We start from the raw sequence: 15,666 nt of genomic DNA on the forward strand, positions 1-15,666 counted from the left end.
CGGCAAAGAATCAAAGGGGAACAAAAGTGCCTATTACATGGGATAGCAGACTGGATACCGGGATTGAAGTGATCGATGCCCAGCACAAGAGAATCGTCGGTTACATCAACGATCTGGAAATCGCCAAGCAGAAGGGCGATCGGCATCTGGTGACGGAAGTGATCGAGCAGTTGATTGATTACACCCAGTCGCACTTCGGTTTTGAGGAGGCCATGCTGGAAGAGGCTGGCTACAAATTCTTGAAGCCGCACAAGAAAGTGCATGAACTGTTCATCAAGCGCATTACCGAATTCACCATGCGGGCAGCCAAGGGTGAAGACATTGCCGATGAATTGCACAGCATGCTGGCGAAATGGCTGCTCAACCACATTGCCAACGAAGACCGGGATTACGCCATGCTGGTCAAGCAGATGGTCAATGCCGAACCGGTTGCGGCCACGCCGCAGGCACCGGTGCAAAGCAGCAAGCCTGGCATCATTTCAGGCTTGCTCGGGCGCTTTTTCCGCTAGAACCCGGAGAATTCAGGGCCGCCGCCTGTACGAGGCTGGCGGCCTTCAAGCCGCAGAGAAACTGCAGGCCAGGAGGGTTTCAGTCAATAAAGCGCATCGAGAGATCGAGCGCCTTGACATCCTTGGTCAAGGCACCGACCGAGATGCGGTCGACGCCGGTTTCGGCAATGGAACGAATGGTTTCCAACGTGACGTTGCCGGAAGCTTCGAGCACCGCACGGCCGGCATTGATCCGGGCCGCTTCGCGCATCATGCCGAGCGAGAAATTATCGAGCAGGATCATCGTGGCCCCGGCATCGAGGGCGGTTTCCAGTTCGCGGATCGATTCGACCTCGATCTGGATGAACTTGCAGCGCGAACCAGCGCGTTCGGCAGCCAGTCGGGCTTCGGTCAACGCACCGACTATGCTGCCGGCGGCGTGAATATGGTTTTCCTTGATCAGGATGGCATCCCACAGGGCCAGGCGGTGATTGCCGCCACCACCGGCGCGAACGGCATACTTCTGGGCAATGCGCAAACCGGGCAAGGTCTTGCGGGTGTCGACCACCTGGGCCTTGGTGCCTTCGATCGCATCGGCGTAGATGCGGGCCTTGGAAGCAACCGCCGAGAGTAGTTGAAGGAAGTTCAGGGCAGTACGTTCAGCCGAAAGCAGGGCACGGGCATTGGCGCTGATCTGGCAAAGAACGTGATTGGCGGCAATCCGGTCGCCATCGGCGGCACACCAGACGACAGTCGCATTCGGATCAAGCTTGAGAATGGCCTGATCGAACCAGGCCGTGCCGCACAAAACGCCTGGCTCGCGGGAAACCACGGTGGCCTGGGCAATGCGCCGGGCGGGAACCAGTTCGGCGGTGATGTCGCCGGCACCGATATCCTCAAGCAGGGCGGCATCGACGTTGCGGGTAATTTCGGAGGCGAGCGGGAAATCAAATTCGATGGACATGGAAGCGTTGAGTCGGCATGCTGGGAGCGGAATTGTACCGTTTGAGGAGCCTGCATGTCCGAGATGATCGGTGTTTTTCATGTCAGCATCGGCGTGCTTGTTGCGCTGATCCTGGCCATCCTGCTCAGCTACTGGTATCTGCGCGATATCACCCAAAAGCGTCATACCGTTCTGCGCAACTTCCCGGTCATCGGGCATCTGCGGTTCTTTTTCGAGAGCCTGGGCGAGTATTTCAGGCAATATTTTTTCCTCGGCGACCGTGAGGAAATGCCCTTCAACCGGGCCACCCGGGCCTGGGTCTATCGTCTGGCCAAGAACGAAGGCGGCATCCTGGGTTTTGGTTCGACTTACGACATCAACCAGTCCGGGGCGCTGATTTTCGTCAATGCCGCTTTCCCCGTGCTCGAAGCCGAACATCAGCCGACACCTGCGGTACTGATTGGTGACGGTTGGTGCGACAAGCCATTTTCAGCCCGCTCGCGGATCAACATCAGCGGCATGAGCTATGGCGCGATTTCCCGTCCGGCCGTCCAGGCCCTGTCGCACGGTGCGGCCATGGCGGGTTGTTACATGGATACGGGCGAGGGCGGCTTGAGTCCCTATCACCTTGAAGGTGGCTGCGATGTGATTTTTCAGATCGGCACGGCCAAGTACGGGGTGCGCGACAGCCAGGGCAAGCTCGACCCGGCCAAGCTGCGTGAAATGGCGGCACACGAAACGGTGCGTGCCTTTGAAATCAAGCTTTCGCAAGGCGCCAAGCCGGGCAAAGGCGGCGTCTTGCCGGCAGCCAAGGTTACCGAGGAAATTGCGCGAATCCGCGGCATTACCTTCGGCGTCGATTCGATCTCGCCGAATCGTCACCCGGAAACCGGGAACATGGATGAATTGCTCGACATGGTGGTCCAGGTACGAGAAATCACGGGCAAGCCGGTTGGTATCAAAACCGCGATTGGCGGCTGGCAATTCATGCATGAACTGATCGAGGCAGTCCGTCGACGTGGCCTCTACTGTGCGCCGGACTTCCTGACCATCGATGGCGGCGAAGGCGGTTCAGGGGCTGCGCCGCAAGCGCTGGCCGATCACATGGCGCTGTCGATCAACGAAGCCTTGCCCCGTGTCGTCGATGCGCTGATCGAAAGCGGTTTGCGCGACCGGATCAAGGTGATTGCCTCCGGCAAACTGATCACCCCGGCCAAGGTTGCCTGGGCGCTGGCCTGTGGTGCCGATCTGGTCAATACGGCGCGCGGCTACATGTTTTCGCTCGGCTGCATCCAGGCCCTGCGTTGCCATCAGAACAGTTGCCCGACCGGGATCACGACGCACGACCCGCGTCTGCAGCGCGGCCTGGTGGTCGAGGACAAGGCCGAACGCGTGGCCGGCTACACGCGCAACATGAACAAGGAAATCGAAATGATCGCCCACGCTTGCGGCCTGAAGCATGCCGGGGAGTTCAAGCGGGAGCACGTGCGCATGGTTCAGCCCAACGGCCAGAGCATCTCACTCAATATGCTCTACCCGTACCCACCCATTCGTTGAACAACTGGCGGGCCGGCGCTATCGTTTCGCCGGCCGTCATGCCGATCGGGCCGCAGCCCTGGGCGAGCAAGCGGTCGGCCGCCGCACCGTGCAGATGCACCCCGGCCAGCAAGGCTTCAAGCGCCGGCCAGCCCTGAGCGAGCAGGGCAACGATCAACCCGGTCAGCACATCACCCATGCCGGCGGTGGCCATGCCCGGATTGCCGGTGGAATTGATCCAGAAACGCCCGTCGACCGCAGCAATCACCGTGCCGCAGCCTTTCAGCGCCACGTGGCAGCGATAACGTTCGGCCAGATCACACGCGGCATCGAGGCGGGCAGCCTGCACCGCTTCGGTCGAACAGGCCAGCAGACGGGCGGCTTCGGCGGGATGCGGGGTCAGGATTGCCGGGTTTGAACGGCTGGCCAGCGCCACCTGCAGATTGCCTTCGCGGGCGATCAGGTTGAGGGCATCGGCATCGAGGACCAGCGGTTGATCGAGGCTGATTGCCGCCTCCAGTAATTCGCCGGCCTGCAACGACATGCCCAGACCGGGGCCGCAGGCGAGGGCGGCCAGTTCGGTGAGCAACAGGTCCTTGCCCGTACGCAGCATCAATTCCGGCTGCTGGAGATCGCAGGCGGGAGCCGCGCTGTCGAGCAGGCCGAGATAGACGCGTCCGGCCCCCAGCTTGAGCGCAGCACGTCCGCTCAACAAGGCCGCACCGACCATCGAATGAGCACCGCCGAGTATCCCTGCGCTGCCGAAATTGCCTTTGTGACTGTCTTTCCGGCGAGGCTTCAGACTGTCGGCGAAGTGCGTCCGGTCCAGTTGCCAGGCGGTTGGTGGGAAATTGATCGACGGATCGATGCCGATAGTCGCCACCCGGACTTCCCCGCAATGATCCGGCCCTGCTGCGGTCAACAAGCCCGCTTTGCCCGAAATGAAGGTGATCGTCTGCGTGGCCTCGATGGCCGGCTCGAAGACCTGGCCGGTATCGGCATTCAGCCCGGAGGGACAATCGAGTGCCAGCACGGGGCAGTTATCCCGTTGCCGCAGGCGATTGGTCGCTTCGATCAGTTCCGCGTATCTGCCGCTGGCTGGCCGGCTCAGGCCGATGCCGAACAGGCCATCGACAATCAGTCCCCAGCGCTGTTGTTCGGGGATATGTTCAAGCCATGTGCCGCCGGCCGAACTGAAGCGTTCAAAAGCGGCAGCGGCATCGTCCGGCAAACTGCTGGCTTGTCCGGAGAAAACCAGATACACGCTCAAGAAACGCTGACGCAACAGCCGCGCCACTTCGAAGGCATCGCCGCCATTGTTGCCCGGGCCGGCCAGCACCAGCACCGGCAGTCCATTGTCGCTGACCAGTTCGTTCGCCCAGTCGGCAGCGGCTGCGCCGGCTCGCTGCATCAGCGGTTCGTCGCGATGGCGGGATTCGATTTGACGCAGGGTGCTGCTCAGGTAAAGGGCTGTATTCATGGATTTCATTCTAGCCGAAATGAATCGGCAGGATTTTGCGCCAGCCCTATTTCACTGCTTCATCACAGCCCTGGCCGCCGTCGGGGCGAGGCCCGGCCAGCACCTTCCACGCGTAAGTCAGATAAAGCAGCCAGCCGCCCAGCCAGCTCACGCCGGCCAGCAGGATGAGCAAGGGATAGGCGGCGGAAAAAGCCGGCAGACCGGCGCTACCGCGAATCAGCGCCGCGCTGAGCAGCAAGCCGGCTGAAATCAACAGCCAACGGCGCTGATCCAGCCGGTATCCGCTGTGCAGACGACCGGCAACGGCCATCACGATGAGGATCGAGAGGCTGAGCGCACCGGCCAGCAGCAGGTGATGACCGGCGCTGATCAGGTTGTGGCCGTTGAGCAGGCCGAGTCCTATCGTGGCGTAGCCGAGTGCCATGCAGCCATAAACCAGGTAGGGAATCAGCACCCAGCGTTGCAACAGGGCGCGGCCGACGTGCCAGTCGTTGAGCAGGTTGAATATGCCGGCCGCTGCGGCCAGCGCCAGCCAGCCGCTGGCGTGGCTGCCGGGGAGCAGAAATTCGGTAACGCTGTAGGCAGCAATGCTGAAAATGACCAGGTTGCGGCGGGGCGGACGGGCCAGATAAGGCGCCGCCATGCCGCCCTGGGCTTCGAGTACGTCATTGACCAGGCGCATCGAGATACGCGACAGCGCGACCACGATCAGGATCATCATCAAGCCAATGCCCAGGCGCAACCAGGCCAGCGCATCCGCCTGACGGAAAAGGGCAACATAGAAGCCGCCATGCACGACGATCAAGCCAAGCAAGGCGTGGAAAAAGGCAAGGTGGCGGCGATTCGGGGCGCGCCACAGCGGGCCGCTCAAGCGAGCGGTCAGCAGGGCCAGGAAACCCAGGTCGAAGATTGCGGCCGGCATCACGCCGACCCAGCCGGCCAGCAGATAAGCCAGGCGGCCACCAAACCACAGCGCGAGCAACTGGCGAACGGTGTTCGGGCGGACCGGGGCCGTCCCGGTAAACTCGATGATGGCGGTGAGCAGAAAGCCGGCAATCGATGCACCGGCAAAGCCGAAGATCAGTTCGTGGGCATGCCAGACGATGGCGCCCCCCGGCAAGTCGGGCAGCGGTAACAGGCCGCCCAGCACACCCAGCCAGTAGCTCATGGCGAGCAGGGCGGAGAGCGCGGTAAGCAGGAAGAACGGGCGGAACGGACAGCACCAGAGGGCGGCCAGCGGGGCGGTTTCGCCGCTCGCTCCGGTCGACCGCGAAAAATGGCCAAAATTGAATTTCATTTTCGCGCCACCAGAGAAAAGGCAGCACGGACATCCGGCCACTGGATGAACTCGGCGGTATGGGCGAAGACCCAGCTTTCATCACGCTCGGTGACCGGCGTTTCAAGAAGGTGTTCGGCCACGATGGCACCCGGCGAGCCGGTCATGATCAAGATCCGGTCGGCCAGACGAATCGCTTCCATCAGGTCGTGAGTAATCATCAGTACGGCGCTGGCATGCGCTGCGCGCTCCCTGGCCAGCAGCTCGTAGAGCTCGCTTTTCAGGCCGATGTCGAGTGCTGAAAATGCCTCGTCAAGCAATAGCAGATCGGGCTGGACAGCAAAGGCCCGGGCCAGGGCCGCCCGACTTTGCATGCCGCCGGAAAGCGCACCGGGAAACTTGTCGAGATCATCTTCATTCAGCCCCATGCTCAAGGCCAGTTGCCGCGCCCGGCTTGTTCGCTCGGGTCGTGCGATGCCTTGGGCCTTGAGGCCGAGGGCGATGTTTTCCAGCGTCTGTTTCCAGGGCAGCAGGCGTGGTTGCTGGAACATCATCGCCGGCCGTGAAAAACCGTTGTCGATCCGGCCTTCCCAGGGAGCCAGCAGACCGGCAGCCAGGTTGAGCAAGGTTGTCTTGCCGCAACCTGACGGGCCGACCAGGGCAACGGCTTCGCCAGCATGAACGGTCAGATTGATGTTGTCGAGGACGCGCTGGTAACCGAAGCGATGATTCAGCGCCGAAATGCTTAATTGCTTGATGATGCCAACTCCCGCCACGACTCGACCTTGCGCTTGACCGGTTCGAGCAACAGATATTCGATGGCCAGCAAGGTGCCGACCAGCGCCACGATCCAGGCCATCGACGCCGCCGTGTCGAGATGGCTGCGTGATACGGCGAGCGCCGCACCGATGCCGTCCTCGGTGGACAGCAATTCGGCCATCACGACAATTTTCCACGACATGCCGAGCGCCGCGATCCAGGCCGGGAAAAGATAGGAAACAACGTGCGGCAGATAAATGTCGGTCAGCTTCATCCAGGTCGACAGCCCGAACATCCGGGCCAGCTCCTTCAACTGGCCATCCAGCGTGCGCGTGCCTTGCATCGCACCAACAAAGATGATCGGGAAGCAGGCGATGAAGACGGTGAAGATCGGCGTACCGTCGCCCGCCCCGAACCAGAGCAGCGCCAGGATCAGCCAGGCGATCGGCGGCATGCCGACTAGTACGGTGATAATCGGGCGTGACATCATCGACGCCGTCATCGAAACCCCGGCAGCAAGCCCGAGCAGGCTGCCGACCACGACCGAAAGCCCGAAACCGGCCAGCGCCCGGCGTGCCGTGATGCCGATTTCAGTCCACGCACGACCATCGTTCAACAAGCCGCCTAGCGTGCTCAAGGCTTCGAGCGGGGTCGGCAGGATCAGCGGGCCGAAGGCCTCCGCGGTCAACGTCCAGACCGCCATGAAAATGCACAAGCTGGCCAGCGAGCCCCAGCCGCTCCACAGGTAGTGGCCGGTGGCGGCCAGCCACGCGCCGATTGCTTTACGTCCGGCTTGACTCATCGGGCGTAGAAAGCGTCATCCGGCATTTTGCCGCCGACCAGGGCCGGGTTCCGGGCATGCAACTGGCCGAGAAAAAATTCGAGTTCCGGCCTGGCTTGCGCCGTCGTCACATGTCGCGTCTGGCTGACGGCCATGGCATCGGCCACCGCCTCAGGACTGAGCAGGTCGATCCGCTTGGCGACCATTTCGCCGCATTTGAGGGAATTTTTCTGACACCAGAGCAGCGACTGTTCGTAAGCCGCCATGATCTTCGCCTGCAGCGCCTCGTCTTTCAGGGCCTTGCCGATGACCGCAATACCGGCTTGCGGAATGCGGGTTTCGCGCTTGAACAGGCGGCCCCATTCCTGTTGCAGGTCGACGCTGCGATGCAGTTCGGGCGCAATCAGGCTGACCGGGAAGGACCGGGTCTTGCGCAGCGCCATCGATACGGCCGGCTCGGCCAGCAGGGCGTGGTCAACGCGTCGGCTGACCAGCAATTGCATGGCGTCGAGCGGCGAGCCGACATAACGCAGCTTGAAATCTTTCTTGGCATCGAGTCCCTGCTTTTCGGCAATCAGTTCAAAAACGATGTCCGGCATGTCGGCGCGGAAAGGCATGGCGATTTCCTTGCCCTTGAAATCACTCAGCGTCTTTGCCGTCTTGTCACGCGAAACCATCCACAAAACGCCCCAGGTCGAGATGTTGAGCAACTTGAGCCCGACACCGCGGTTATACAGATTGGCAGCGACATTGCTTGGCATTGCCACGAAATCCGCCTTGCCGCCGAGTACCAGCACACGCAGTTGATCCGGATCTTTCCAGGTCTGGAATTCGACGTGATCGGCGATATCTTTCAAGGCGCCGCTGTCGATCATGTGAATCAGCGGCGTCGAGACCGCTGCCGGCGGGCCTGACAGAACCAGCTTGGGCAGGCGCTCGGCCTGGGCCGGTGCCAGGCCGAGCCAGCTGAGAAGGGCGAGGGCGGTAAAGCGGGCAAAGCAGGATTTCACAGGCAGGGTCTCGAAAAGGATTAAAAACTACCGCGCCAGGCAAGCTGGACGCTACGGCCCGGTGCCTTGATTTCAGCGCCGGAAACACCTTCGGTCAGGTGCTCATGGTAAATCTTGTCAGCCAGGTTCCTGACCGCAAAACGCAGGCTCTGATTCTTGGCAAATTGCCAGCTGGCACCCAGGTCGGCCGTAACGAAACCGGCGGTTGCGTTTTCGGCACCGCGCGTGAATTGCGTCGCCACCCGGTCCTGGCGGTCGACCAGACGCAGCGTGAAGTCGGCCTTCACGCCAGGCATGACGCGCCCCATCCAGCCGAGCGACACTTCATCGGCCGGCATCTGGAACAAGGGTTCGTTGAGATCGTCGTTTTCGCCACGAATACGCGAGTAGCCAGCGCTCAACCACTGACCGGCGACAAACTGCCAGCGGGCGTGCGCTTCGATACCGTAAAGCGTGGCGCTGCCGAGATTGACCGTTTTTTTGCAGTTGCCGGCATTTGGCGCACCGCATGCGGCCGTAGCGGCTGCACCGCTCAGAATCTGGCCGGTCATGTAGTTGTCGATCTGGTTGTAAAAGGCCGAAATGCCATAGTCGACCGTGGTATTCGCGCCTTTGATGCCAATCTCGAACTGGTCGGCCTTTTCGGCCTCGACTTCAGGGCTGCCGGCATAGAAATAGCCATCGCCGCGCAGGCCGGACTCGTAACGCTCACGCATCCCCGGTGCCCGGAAAGCGCGGGCGTAATTGGCGTAGGGGCGGAACAGCGGGGCGACTTCGTAAATGGCGCCAAAGCTGCCTGAAACGGCGCTGTCCGAGCCGTCGAGACCGGTCGTCCGGGCACCGTTGCCCATGCTGGCGGCCTCGCTCTTGACCGTGTCGTAGCGCAACCCGGCCAGCAGGTTGAGCCGGCCGAAGCGCATGTCGTCCTGGACGTAAAAGCCGAGCGCCCTGATCTTGGCATCCTGGAAAGGATTGTTGGCATTCAGCGTGGTGAAGGGCGCCGCACTGGCCATCTTGCGATCCGGATTGCCGCTCATTTCCCAGGCATTGACGCCAAAGGACAGCAGGTGCTGCGGATGAACCAGCCAATCGGCCTTGGCATCGAAACCGTTGGTTTCGAAAGTGACCCGGTTGGTGACGATGTCGCGATTCAGATTGTTGGCCCAGGAATTGATGTTGCGCTCCATTTCCTGCCGATAGACGCGGAGATCCAGATTGACCGGCGCTTCGCCTGTGCCCTGGCGGTTGTAGCCGATCTCAAGCAGGCGGCGCTCCTGTTCCGGCGAATGCACGGTGGTGCTGCCGACTAGCGGGCTGGCATGCGGCTTGGTCGAACCGGCGTACCAGACGTCTTCATCCTTGTGCATTTGGGCTGAAATACGCAATTGCTGCCGGGCATCGATCCGGAAACGGTACTGGCTGATCAAGGCATCCGAGTCATAGCCGGTGCGGGCAACCTTGCCCTCCGGCGATTTGTAATCATCGATCCTGGCCAGCGAAGCGCCGAGCATCAACGCATGATCACCGGCACTGGCGTTGAGTACGGCCGTACCGCGCATACCCTGGCTGGCGCTGTCGAAACTGACACCGGTTTCCAGTCCGAAACCGGGAACAAACCGGGCTTGCGGCAGCAGGACGTTAATCGCGCCACCGAGCGCCCCGGTGCCATAGAGGACCGAAGCACCGCCCTTGATCACTTCAATCCGTTCAGCCAGACCGAGTGTCATGAACGAAGCAATCGCGCCGGCCGGCTGGGCCGAATTGAAGCGCATGCCATCGACCAGCAAGACGGTGCTTTCCTTGCCGAGGCCGCGAATCACCGGATTCTGCCCCTGGGCGCTATCGTTCGAAATGGCGATGCCGGGCTCTCCGCGCAAGGCATCGCCGACATTGGCCGCACCGCGCCGGGCAATTTCATCGCGGTCGAGCGTGGTGGTCGATAGCGGCGTATCGAGATCGTTGGCGGCATAACCCTTGGCGGTGACATTGACAGCAGAAAGTGTGCTTTCCTGGGCGTTGACCGTGGAAAAGGCAACAAGCAGGGCAATCGTGACGGTACTAAGGCGAGGCAAGTCCATGAACAGCTCCAGTGAATGCGGCTGGCTGGCGTAGGCTGGCTTGCCTGATCATTAATCAGAAAACGCTAACACTTTACCAAATGAGAATGATTGTTAATTTGATTGATGTCATTTTTGTCGTCCAAAGTAAAACGCCCGGAGGCGACAGATCGCATCCGGGCGTACTGAGTTGTCCGGCTTCAGAAATCGGCGCGCAGCGTCACATACAGATTGCGCCCCAGTTCGGCATAGCCGAAATTGGCTGATTTTTCGGCCAGCCGGACATCGGTCAGGTTGTTGACGCCGGCCCGGAGGCTGAATGTCTGGTCGAAACGCTTGCCGACACTGGCATTCCACAAAGCATAGGCGGGCAGGTCGCCGGTACTGCTGCTTTGATCGCCATAGTATTCAACCCCGCCGCGACTGCTCCAGCCATGGCCGATGGTCCAATCGACGGTTGAAGCCAACGATACTCCCGGCCGATCGTTCAATGCCTTGCCAGTCGTTTCATCCTGGGTATCGAGCAGGGTCAGATTGACGTTCCACAGCCAGTTGCTGCCGACATTCCAGCTGAAGCCGGTTTCCAGACCGTTGATCGTTGCCTTGTCGACGTTGTCGTAAAGATAGGTACGGCGAATGCCGACCGTCTTGATCAGGCGATAGGTGATCAGATCGTCAACCTTGGTGTGGAACAGGGTTGCCCGCAGATTGAGCGGGCCGCGCTTCCAGTCGGCGCTGATTTCGAGCGAGTCGGATTTTTCAGGCTGGATGTTGCCGTTGCCAAGAAAAGTATGCGGCCCTTCGGCACCGATATAGCTGGGCGAAATCTGCTTCAGCGTCGGCGCCTTGAAGGCGTGGCCGTAGCCCCCCTTGATGACCAGTTCCGGACTGGCTTCCCAGACCAGGTAGGCGCGCGGGCTGGCTTCCGAGCCGAACAGTTCGTGTTCGTCGCCGCGCACGCCGGCGGTCAGCATCACGCTGCTGCCGAGCGCAATTTCGTCCTGGATGAACAGTGCCTTGTGCGTTGCGCTGTCCTTGCCGCCGACCAGGCCACTGTTTTTCAGCGATTCCGTCCGGTGCTCGCCGCCAATCGTGATGATCTGCCCCCCCAGCTTGATCGCGGCAAAGGCATCGACAACCTCGTCGCTCATGTTTTGCGGCCGGGTTGCGCTGACGCCATTGGTTCGCGTATTGGTCACGTCGATTTCGCTGCGATAAGCCCGAACCTGGCTGCGCCAGGCACCGAACTCGCCTTTCCAGGCGATGCTGGCTTGGGACTTTTCGATGTCGTAGCGATTTTCGTAAGTTTTTCCGGCACTGCTCACATCGTCGTAAGTGCGTACCTCGTCGCCCTTGCTCCACTGGACATCGACACTTTGCGACTCAGTCAACTTGAGGGTGCCGCCCAGACCGGCAGTCCGTGTCTTGCGTCCCTCGATTTCCGAATAGCGCCGGTCGTCCTTGTTGGCGACGGCAGCACGTTGCGTGCTCTCACCATTGACGCGCAGCGTCACCCGTTCGCCGACCGGGCCGGCGGCAAAAACCGAGCCCTGAGCTCCCTGGCCGCCATCGTTGTCGGCCAGGGCCGACCCCGAAAGCATCAACGAGCCGATCCATTTGTCTTTGGGTTGGCGGGTGATCAGATTGATCACCCCGCCGAGCGCCTCGGAACCATACAGGGTAGACATCGGGCCGCGAATGATTTCAACCCGTTCGATGGCTGAAACTGGCAGCCAGCCGTACTGGTAGTCGGAATGGCCAACGACATCGTCAGAGGGAGCAATGCGGCGCCCGTCGATCAGCGTCAGCGTGTGTTTGCCTTCCAGCCCGCGTAACGCCAGCGTCTTGCGACCGCCGACCTGGCGTGGCGAAAGCGTGATGCCGGGGCTGCCGCGGACGGCATCGAGCAAATCGGTAGCGTTGCGCTCTTCAAGCTCTTCACGGCTGATCACGCTGATTGACGCCGGTGCCGTGCGGGTTTCGTGTTCGGACAAGGTGGCGCTGACCACGGTTTGTTTCAGCGTCGTTTCTTCGGTCAAGCCATCCTGCGCGAAGCCGCCAAGCGCACCGAGGATGGCAAGCGTGCCGACGCGCAGTCTGAAGCGGGGATGAGTGGGGTGCATGAAGCCTCCTGAAATCATGGAAATAGGCTGGCTTCCTGCACTTCAGGTGGCTGGCAAAGCGGTCTGGGTCGATGGTTATTTGGTCAGAATCAGCTTGTCCAGGCGGGTGATTCGCAAGCTGTAGCGTTCGCCGCCATGCATGATGCTGATCTCCTGATGATTGCCGAACAGGCTCTGGCTGGTGATTCTGTGGCCATCGCTCCGGCTGGCCGGCGGGCTGGCCGGAAGATTGTCCTGTGAGTGACGCAAGTGCCGGTTGAATGGCGTTTTGACTGTTTGTTTCTGGTGTTGCATGGGATGGCTCATCCTTACATTCGGGTGGCGTAATACTCGACGATGCGCTGCAAGTCGATCGGGAAGGGGGCCGACGTACCATCCGGCAGATGGCTGAGGCGGGCAGTCAGTGTCGTGCTGTCGAGCGCGATCCATTCCGGACGTTCAAGTGCCGGGCTTTCGAGGGCGCTGCGAATGGCGGTGAGTTTGCCGCCTTGCTCGGTCGGGCCGAAGGCATCGCCGACACGGATGCGAATCGATGGAACCGTGACACGCCGGCCATTGAGGGCGAAGTGACCGTGGCTGACCAGTTGCCGGGCGGCCGGGATGGTGGGTGCGAAACCGGCCCGAAATACAAGATTGTCGAGACGGCGTTCGAGTAGTTCAACCAGCTTGTCACCGGTCGCGCCGCGATCCTTCTTGGCATCCAGCACGACGCGACGCAACTGGCGCTCGGAGAGGCCGTAGTTGTAACGCAACTTTTGCTTTTCCATCAGTTGCAAGCCAAATTCGGACTTGCGGCTGCTCAGCTTGCGTGCGCCATGCTGACCGGGGGGCTGCGGTCGATCCTGCATCGTTTTACGGCTCAGGCCGGGCAGATCGACGCCCAGAGCGCGCAAAACCTTGAGACGGGGGCCGGTGTAACGGGACATATTCTTTTCTTTCAGTGAATTTGACGGTCTGCTGCGGTCAACGGGCTAAAAACGACAAAACCCGTGGCGGGTGACGCCGAAAAACAGGGACAGATGCTGAAAGCAGGTGGTTCGTGGCTGATCGCCGGCATTCAGCAAACAGGTCGGTGTTATCCATGAGGCACTCCAGACGTTTTGACAAAAACTGGCTGGCTGGCCGGATACCCGGATGGCTGGCTGAATCGGGGGAGGGAAAGCGTCTTCCGATTCAAGGAATGACGCCTTCGATCTAAATAAGAATTATTATCAATAAAGCGATTCGGGTCAAGCAATATGACTCGTCAGGCGATTTGTTTCTGCCGGTCGGCCGGTTTGACCAGACAGCCGCGCCGGATGAAGCGATCCCGGAAAAGGAAGCCCTGCACCAGATCGAACCCCATTTGTCGGGCCATCGCCAGGTGATCCTCGGTTTCTATCCCTTCAAGCACCGTCGTCAGCCCGAGATCGGCCGCCTGGGCCAGCGCCCAGGTCAGGATGGTGCGCTGCTTGGCCGACATTTCGCCGACCAGCCAAGAACGGTCGAATTTCAGGAAGGCTGCGTGCATCAGTGCGGCATAGGAAACCAGACCGCGTGACGAAGCCAGGTCGTCGATTGCCAGGCGAATCTTCTCCTGGTCGAGCTGGCGCATCATGCGCTCGGAGAGATCGACGTCCTGCAAATGCAGGTTCTCGATCACTTCGACCACCAGCCGGCTGCGTTGCTGCCGCAAAACGGGCAGGAAAACGTTTTCACCATCCTCGGCTTCGCCCACGGCATAACTGTCGGGATCGAGGTTGACGAAGAGCAGGCCATGCTGCGGTGCCTCGGCCAGTTGCAGACGCTTCATTTCCAGTTCGGCATGCAGCAGGAGCAGGGGATTGGCATGCAAAGCCTCGAATACATGATCGGGCGGCAAGGCGTGGCCGGTCGTATCGATGAAACGGGCCAGTGCTTCATGGCACTGCGCATCACCGGTACGGGTCGACACCAGCGGCTGGTATTCGACGCCGAAGCGGCGACTGTTGAGGCATTCGAGAATGCGATGCGGATGGATTTTGGGTTGCGGCACATTGGCTTTCAAAAGTTCATGGAATAACTGCGCTAATTGGCCGGCACACCTTCGGGGACGTAAACCATCGAGCCATCCTTCATCTTGTAGGCGACGCCGGCCTTTTCGCCGTCGCCGCTGCCGATGTTGCCGTTGGCCTTGTATTTCTCGATTTTTTCGCCCTTCTTGATCATTACCTCCATGCTCGGCTTGCCCGGATCGGTGATCACGGTGACGTCCTGCTTGTTGAAGGGATTGATCAGCGGGTTCTGGGCGACAGTGATGAGCAGCGCGGCGATGATGACGAGGAAGATGTCGATCAGGTTGACCACCGACAGGATCGGGTCCTCGGTTTCCGGTTCGTGCAGCAGTTTCAGGCTCATGCTGCGGCTCCGCGCAGGGTTTCAATTTCCAGCATTTCCTCGGCCAGCCAGCGGCGGCGGACATTGACCACCCAGTAGGTGATCGAGGCGGCGATCAGTGCCAGGATGACGGCCGAGAAGGCGATCGTCAGGTTTTCCGACACCTGGGCCAGGTTGCCGTCGGACAATGATTTCAGGGCCGGACCCATCGGGATCATCGTCGCCACCAGGCCGAGCATCGGCGTCACCCGGCTGGCGATGCGCGGGTTCTCCAGCGCCTTGTGGGCGAGCAGGTCGAGCTGGTCCGCGGTCAACGCCGGATTTTGGCGAAAATCGCTGACCAGCGGTCGGCCCAATCCTTTTTTTCGATACATCGCGAGCAACAGAAACTCACCAAGCACCCAGAAAGCATAAAGAAAAAGGCCGGAAATCAGAGCCAGAGTTGGCAGCAGGAACAGCTGCGAAATTTGGTACATGCTTAGTTCAACAAGGTTTGACATAGAAATTCCTATCTAATTAAAAATGGTTTGGTTAAGACAAGTTTTGGGTGAGGGCTGGCGATCTATCACTTGCCTTCCCGCGTTGGCCGGGTACCTTGCATACGGAGCACGGCGGTAGCAATGGCAATTTGCAAGGCAAGACACTGGACGATGGCAAAGTCATTGTCTTGAAGCAGTCGAACGACAATGACTTGAATGCAAATCACCACGTAAAAAATGAGCCATTGCCAAGCCGAATAGCGGACACCGGCGATCAAGGCAATGCTGCCGATGATCGCCATACCGAGCAGCGCCGGTGTCGGCGTGTGAAAAAACAGGGACAGAGCGATGCCGATGAAAGCAACTGACATCAGGCCAC

Annotated in this window: 16 protein-coding genes; 2 read left to right on the plus strand and 14 right to left on the minus strand. The window is 60.5% G+C overall.

The window, feature by feature from the left end; genetic code table 11:
* Positions 1–26 precede the first annotated feature (26 nt).
* Positions 27–509 carry a bacteriohemerythrin gene (locus KI614_RS08075; protein WP_226404338.1) on the plus strand — a complete coding sequence of 161 codons (483 nt, stop codon included), beginning with the start codon at positions 27–29 and terminating at the stop codon, positions 507–509.
* 79 nt (positions 510–588) lie between these two features.
* Here KI614_RS08075 and nadC read toward each other — a convergent pair whose 3' ends face one another.
* Positions 589–1,452, minus strand: a complete 864-nt coding sequence (gene nadC, locus KI614_RS08080; protein ID WP_226404341.1) for a carboxylating nicotinate-nucleotide diphosphorylase — start codon at positions 1,450–1,452, stop codon at positions 589–591.
* A gap of 54 nt (positions 1,453–1,506) precedes the next feature.
* On the opposite strand from nadC, the gene KI614_RS08085 reads away from it, so the two are divergent.
* On the plus strand, positions 1,507–2,988 hold the full coding sequence (locus KI614_RS08085; RefSeq protein ID WP_226404343.1) for an FMN-binding glutamate synthase family protein: 1,482 nt from the start codon (positions 1,507–1,509) through the stop codon (positions 2,986–2,988).
* On the opposite strand, the gene KI614_RS08090 is transcribed toward KI614_RS08085, so the two are convergent.
* The 13 genes from KI614_RS08090 to KI614_RS08150 all read right to left on the minus strand — a co-directional run bounded on the left by KI614_RS08090 (position 2,954) and on the right by KI614_RS08150 (position 15,658).
* A complete protein-coding gene (locus tag KI614_RS08090; RefSeq protein WP_226404345.1) occupies positions 2,954–4,447 on the minus strand; it encodes an NAD(P)H-hydrate dehydratase in 1,494 nt (497 codons plus the stop codon). The two genes, KI614_RS08085 and KI614_RS08090, sit on opposite strands and share 35 nt — an antisense overlap.
* 46 nt (positions 4,448–4,493) lie before the next feature.
* A complete protein-coding gene (locus KI614_RS08095; RefSeq protein ID WP_226404359.1) occupies positions 4,494–5,744 on the minus strand; it encodes an NnrS family protein in 1,251 nt (416 codons plus the stop codon).
* Positions 5,741–6,499 carry an ABC transporter ATP-binding protein gene (locus KI614_RS08100; RefSeq protein ID WP_226404362.1) on the minus strand — a complete coding sequence of 253 codons (759 nt, stop codon included), beginning with the start codon at positions 6,497–6,499 and terminating at the stop codon, positions 5,741–5,743. Before KI614_RS08100 ends, KI614_RS08095 begins: the two co-directional genes overlap by 4 nt.
* Complete coding sequence (locus KI614_RS08105) at positions 6,469–7,284, minus strand: ABC transporter permease (RefSeq protein WP_226404364.1); 816 nt, start codon at positions 7,282–7,284, stop codon at positions 6,469–6,471. The genes KI614_RS08100 and KI614_RS08105 overlap by 31 nt, the downstream gene beginning before the upstream one ends.
* Entirely contained in the window at positions 7,281–8,273 is a 993-nt protein-coding gene (locus KI614_RS08110; RefSeq protein WP_226404367.1) for an ABC transporter substrate-binding protein, read from the minus strand. Before KI614_RS08110 ends, KI614_RS08105 begins: the two co-directional genes overlap by 4 nt.
* 20 nt (positions 8,274–8,293) lie before the next feature.
* On the minus strand, positions 8,294–10,351 hold the full coding sequence (locus KI614_RS08115) for a TonB-dependent receptor (RefSeq protein ID WP_226404369.1): 2,058 nt from the start codon (positions 10,349–10,351) through the stop codon (positions 8,294–8,296).
* Between the two features lie 179 nt (positions 10,352–10,530).
* A complete protein-coding gene (locus KI614_RS08120; RefSeq protein ID WP_226404371.1) occupies positions 10,531–12,453 on the minus strand; it encodes a TonB-dependent receptor plug domain-containing protein in 1,923 nt (640 codons plus the stop codon).
* 75 nt (positions 12,454–12,528) lie between these two features.
* Complete coding sequence (gene hemP, locus KI614_RS16360) at positions 12,529–12,747, minus strand: hemin uptake protein HemP (RefSeq protein WP_264178054.1); 219 nt, start codon at positions 12,745–12,747, stop codon at positions 12,529–12,531.
* A 14-nt stretch (positions 12,748–12,761) separates the two neighbouring features.
* Positions 12,762–13,379, minus strand: a complete 618-nt coding sequence (gene rpsD / locus KI614_RS08130; protein WP_226404374.1) for a 30S ribosomal protein S4 — start codon at positions 13,377–13,379, stop codon at positions 12,762–12,764.
* A 320-nt stretch (positions 13,380–13,699) separates the two neighbouring features.
* On the minus strand, positions 13,700–14,467 hold the full coding sequence (locus KI614_RS08135; protein ID WP_226404376.1) for an EAL domain-containing protein: 768 nt from the start codon (positions 14,465–14,467) through the stop codon (positions 13,700–13,702).
* Positions 14,468–14,499: 32 nt separating this feature from the next.
* Complete coding sequence (locus KI614_RS08140; RefSeq protein WP_203466615.1) at positions 14,500–14,829, minus strand: DUF2149 domain-containing protein; 330 nt, start codon at positions 14,827–14,829, stop codon at positions 14,500–14,502.
* Positions 14,826–15,284, minus strand: coding sequence for a MotA/TolQ/ExbB proton channel family protein (locus KI614_RS08145; protein ID WP_226404379.1), 459 nt, complete (start codon positions 15,282–15,284; stop codon positions 14,826–14,828). Before KI614_RS08145 ends, KI614_RS08140 begins: the two co-directional genes overlap by 4 nt.
* 89 nt (positions 15,285–15,373) lie before the next feature.
* On the minus strand, positions 15,374–15,658 hold the full coding sequence (locus KI614_RS08150; protein WP_226404381.1) for a hypothetical protein: 285 nt from the start codon (positions 15,656–15,658) through the stop codon (positions 15,374–15,376).
* Positions 15,659–15,666 lie beyond the last annotated feature (8 nt).

Source organism: Dechloromonas denitrificans (assembly GCF_020510665.1).
In the GTDB taxonomy this organism is placed as follows: Bacteria; Pseudomonadota; Gammaproteobacteria; order Burkholderiales; family Rhodocyclaceae; genus Azonexus; species Azonexus denitrificans_B.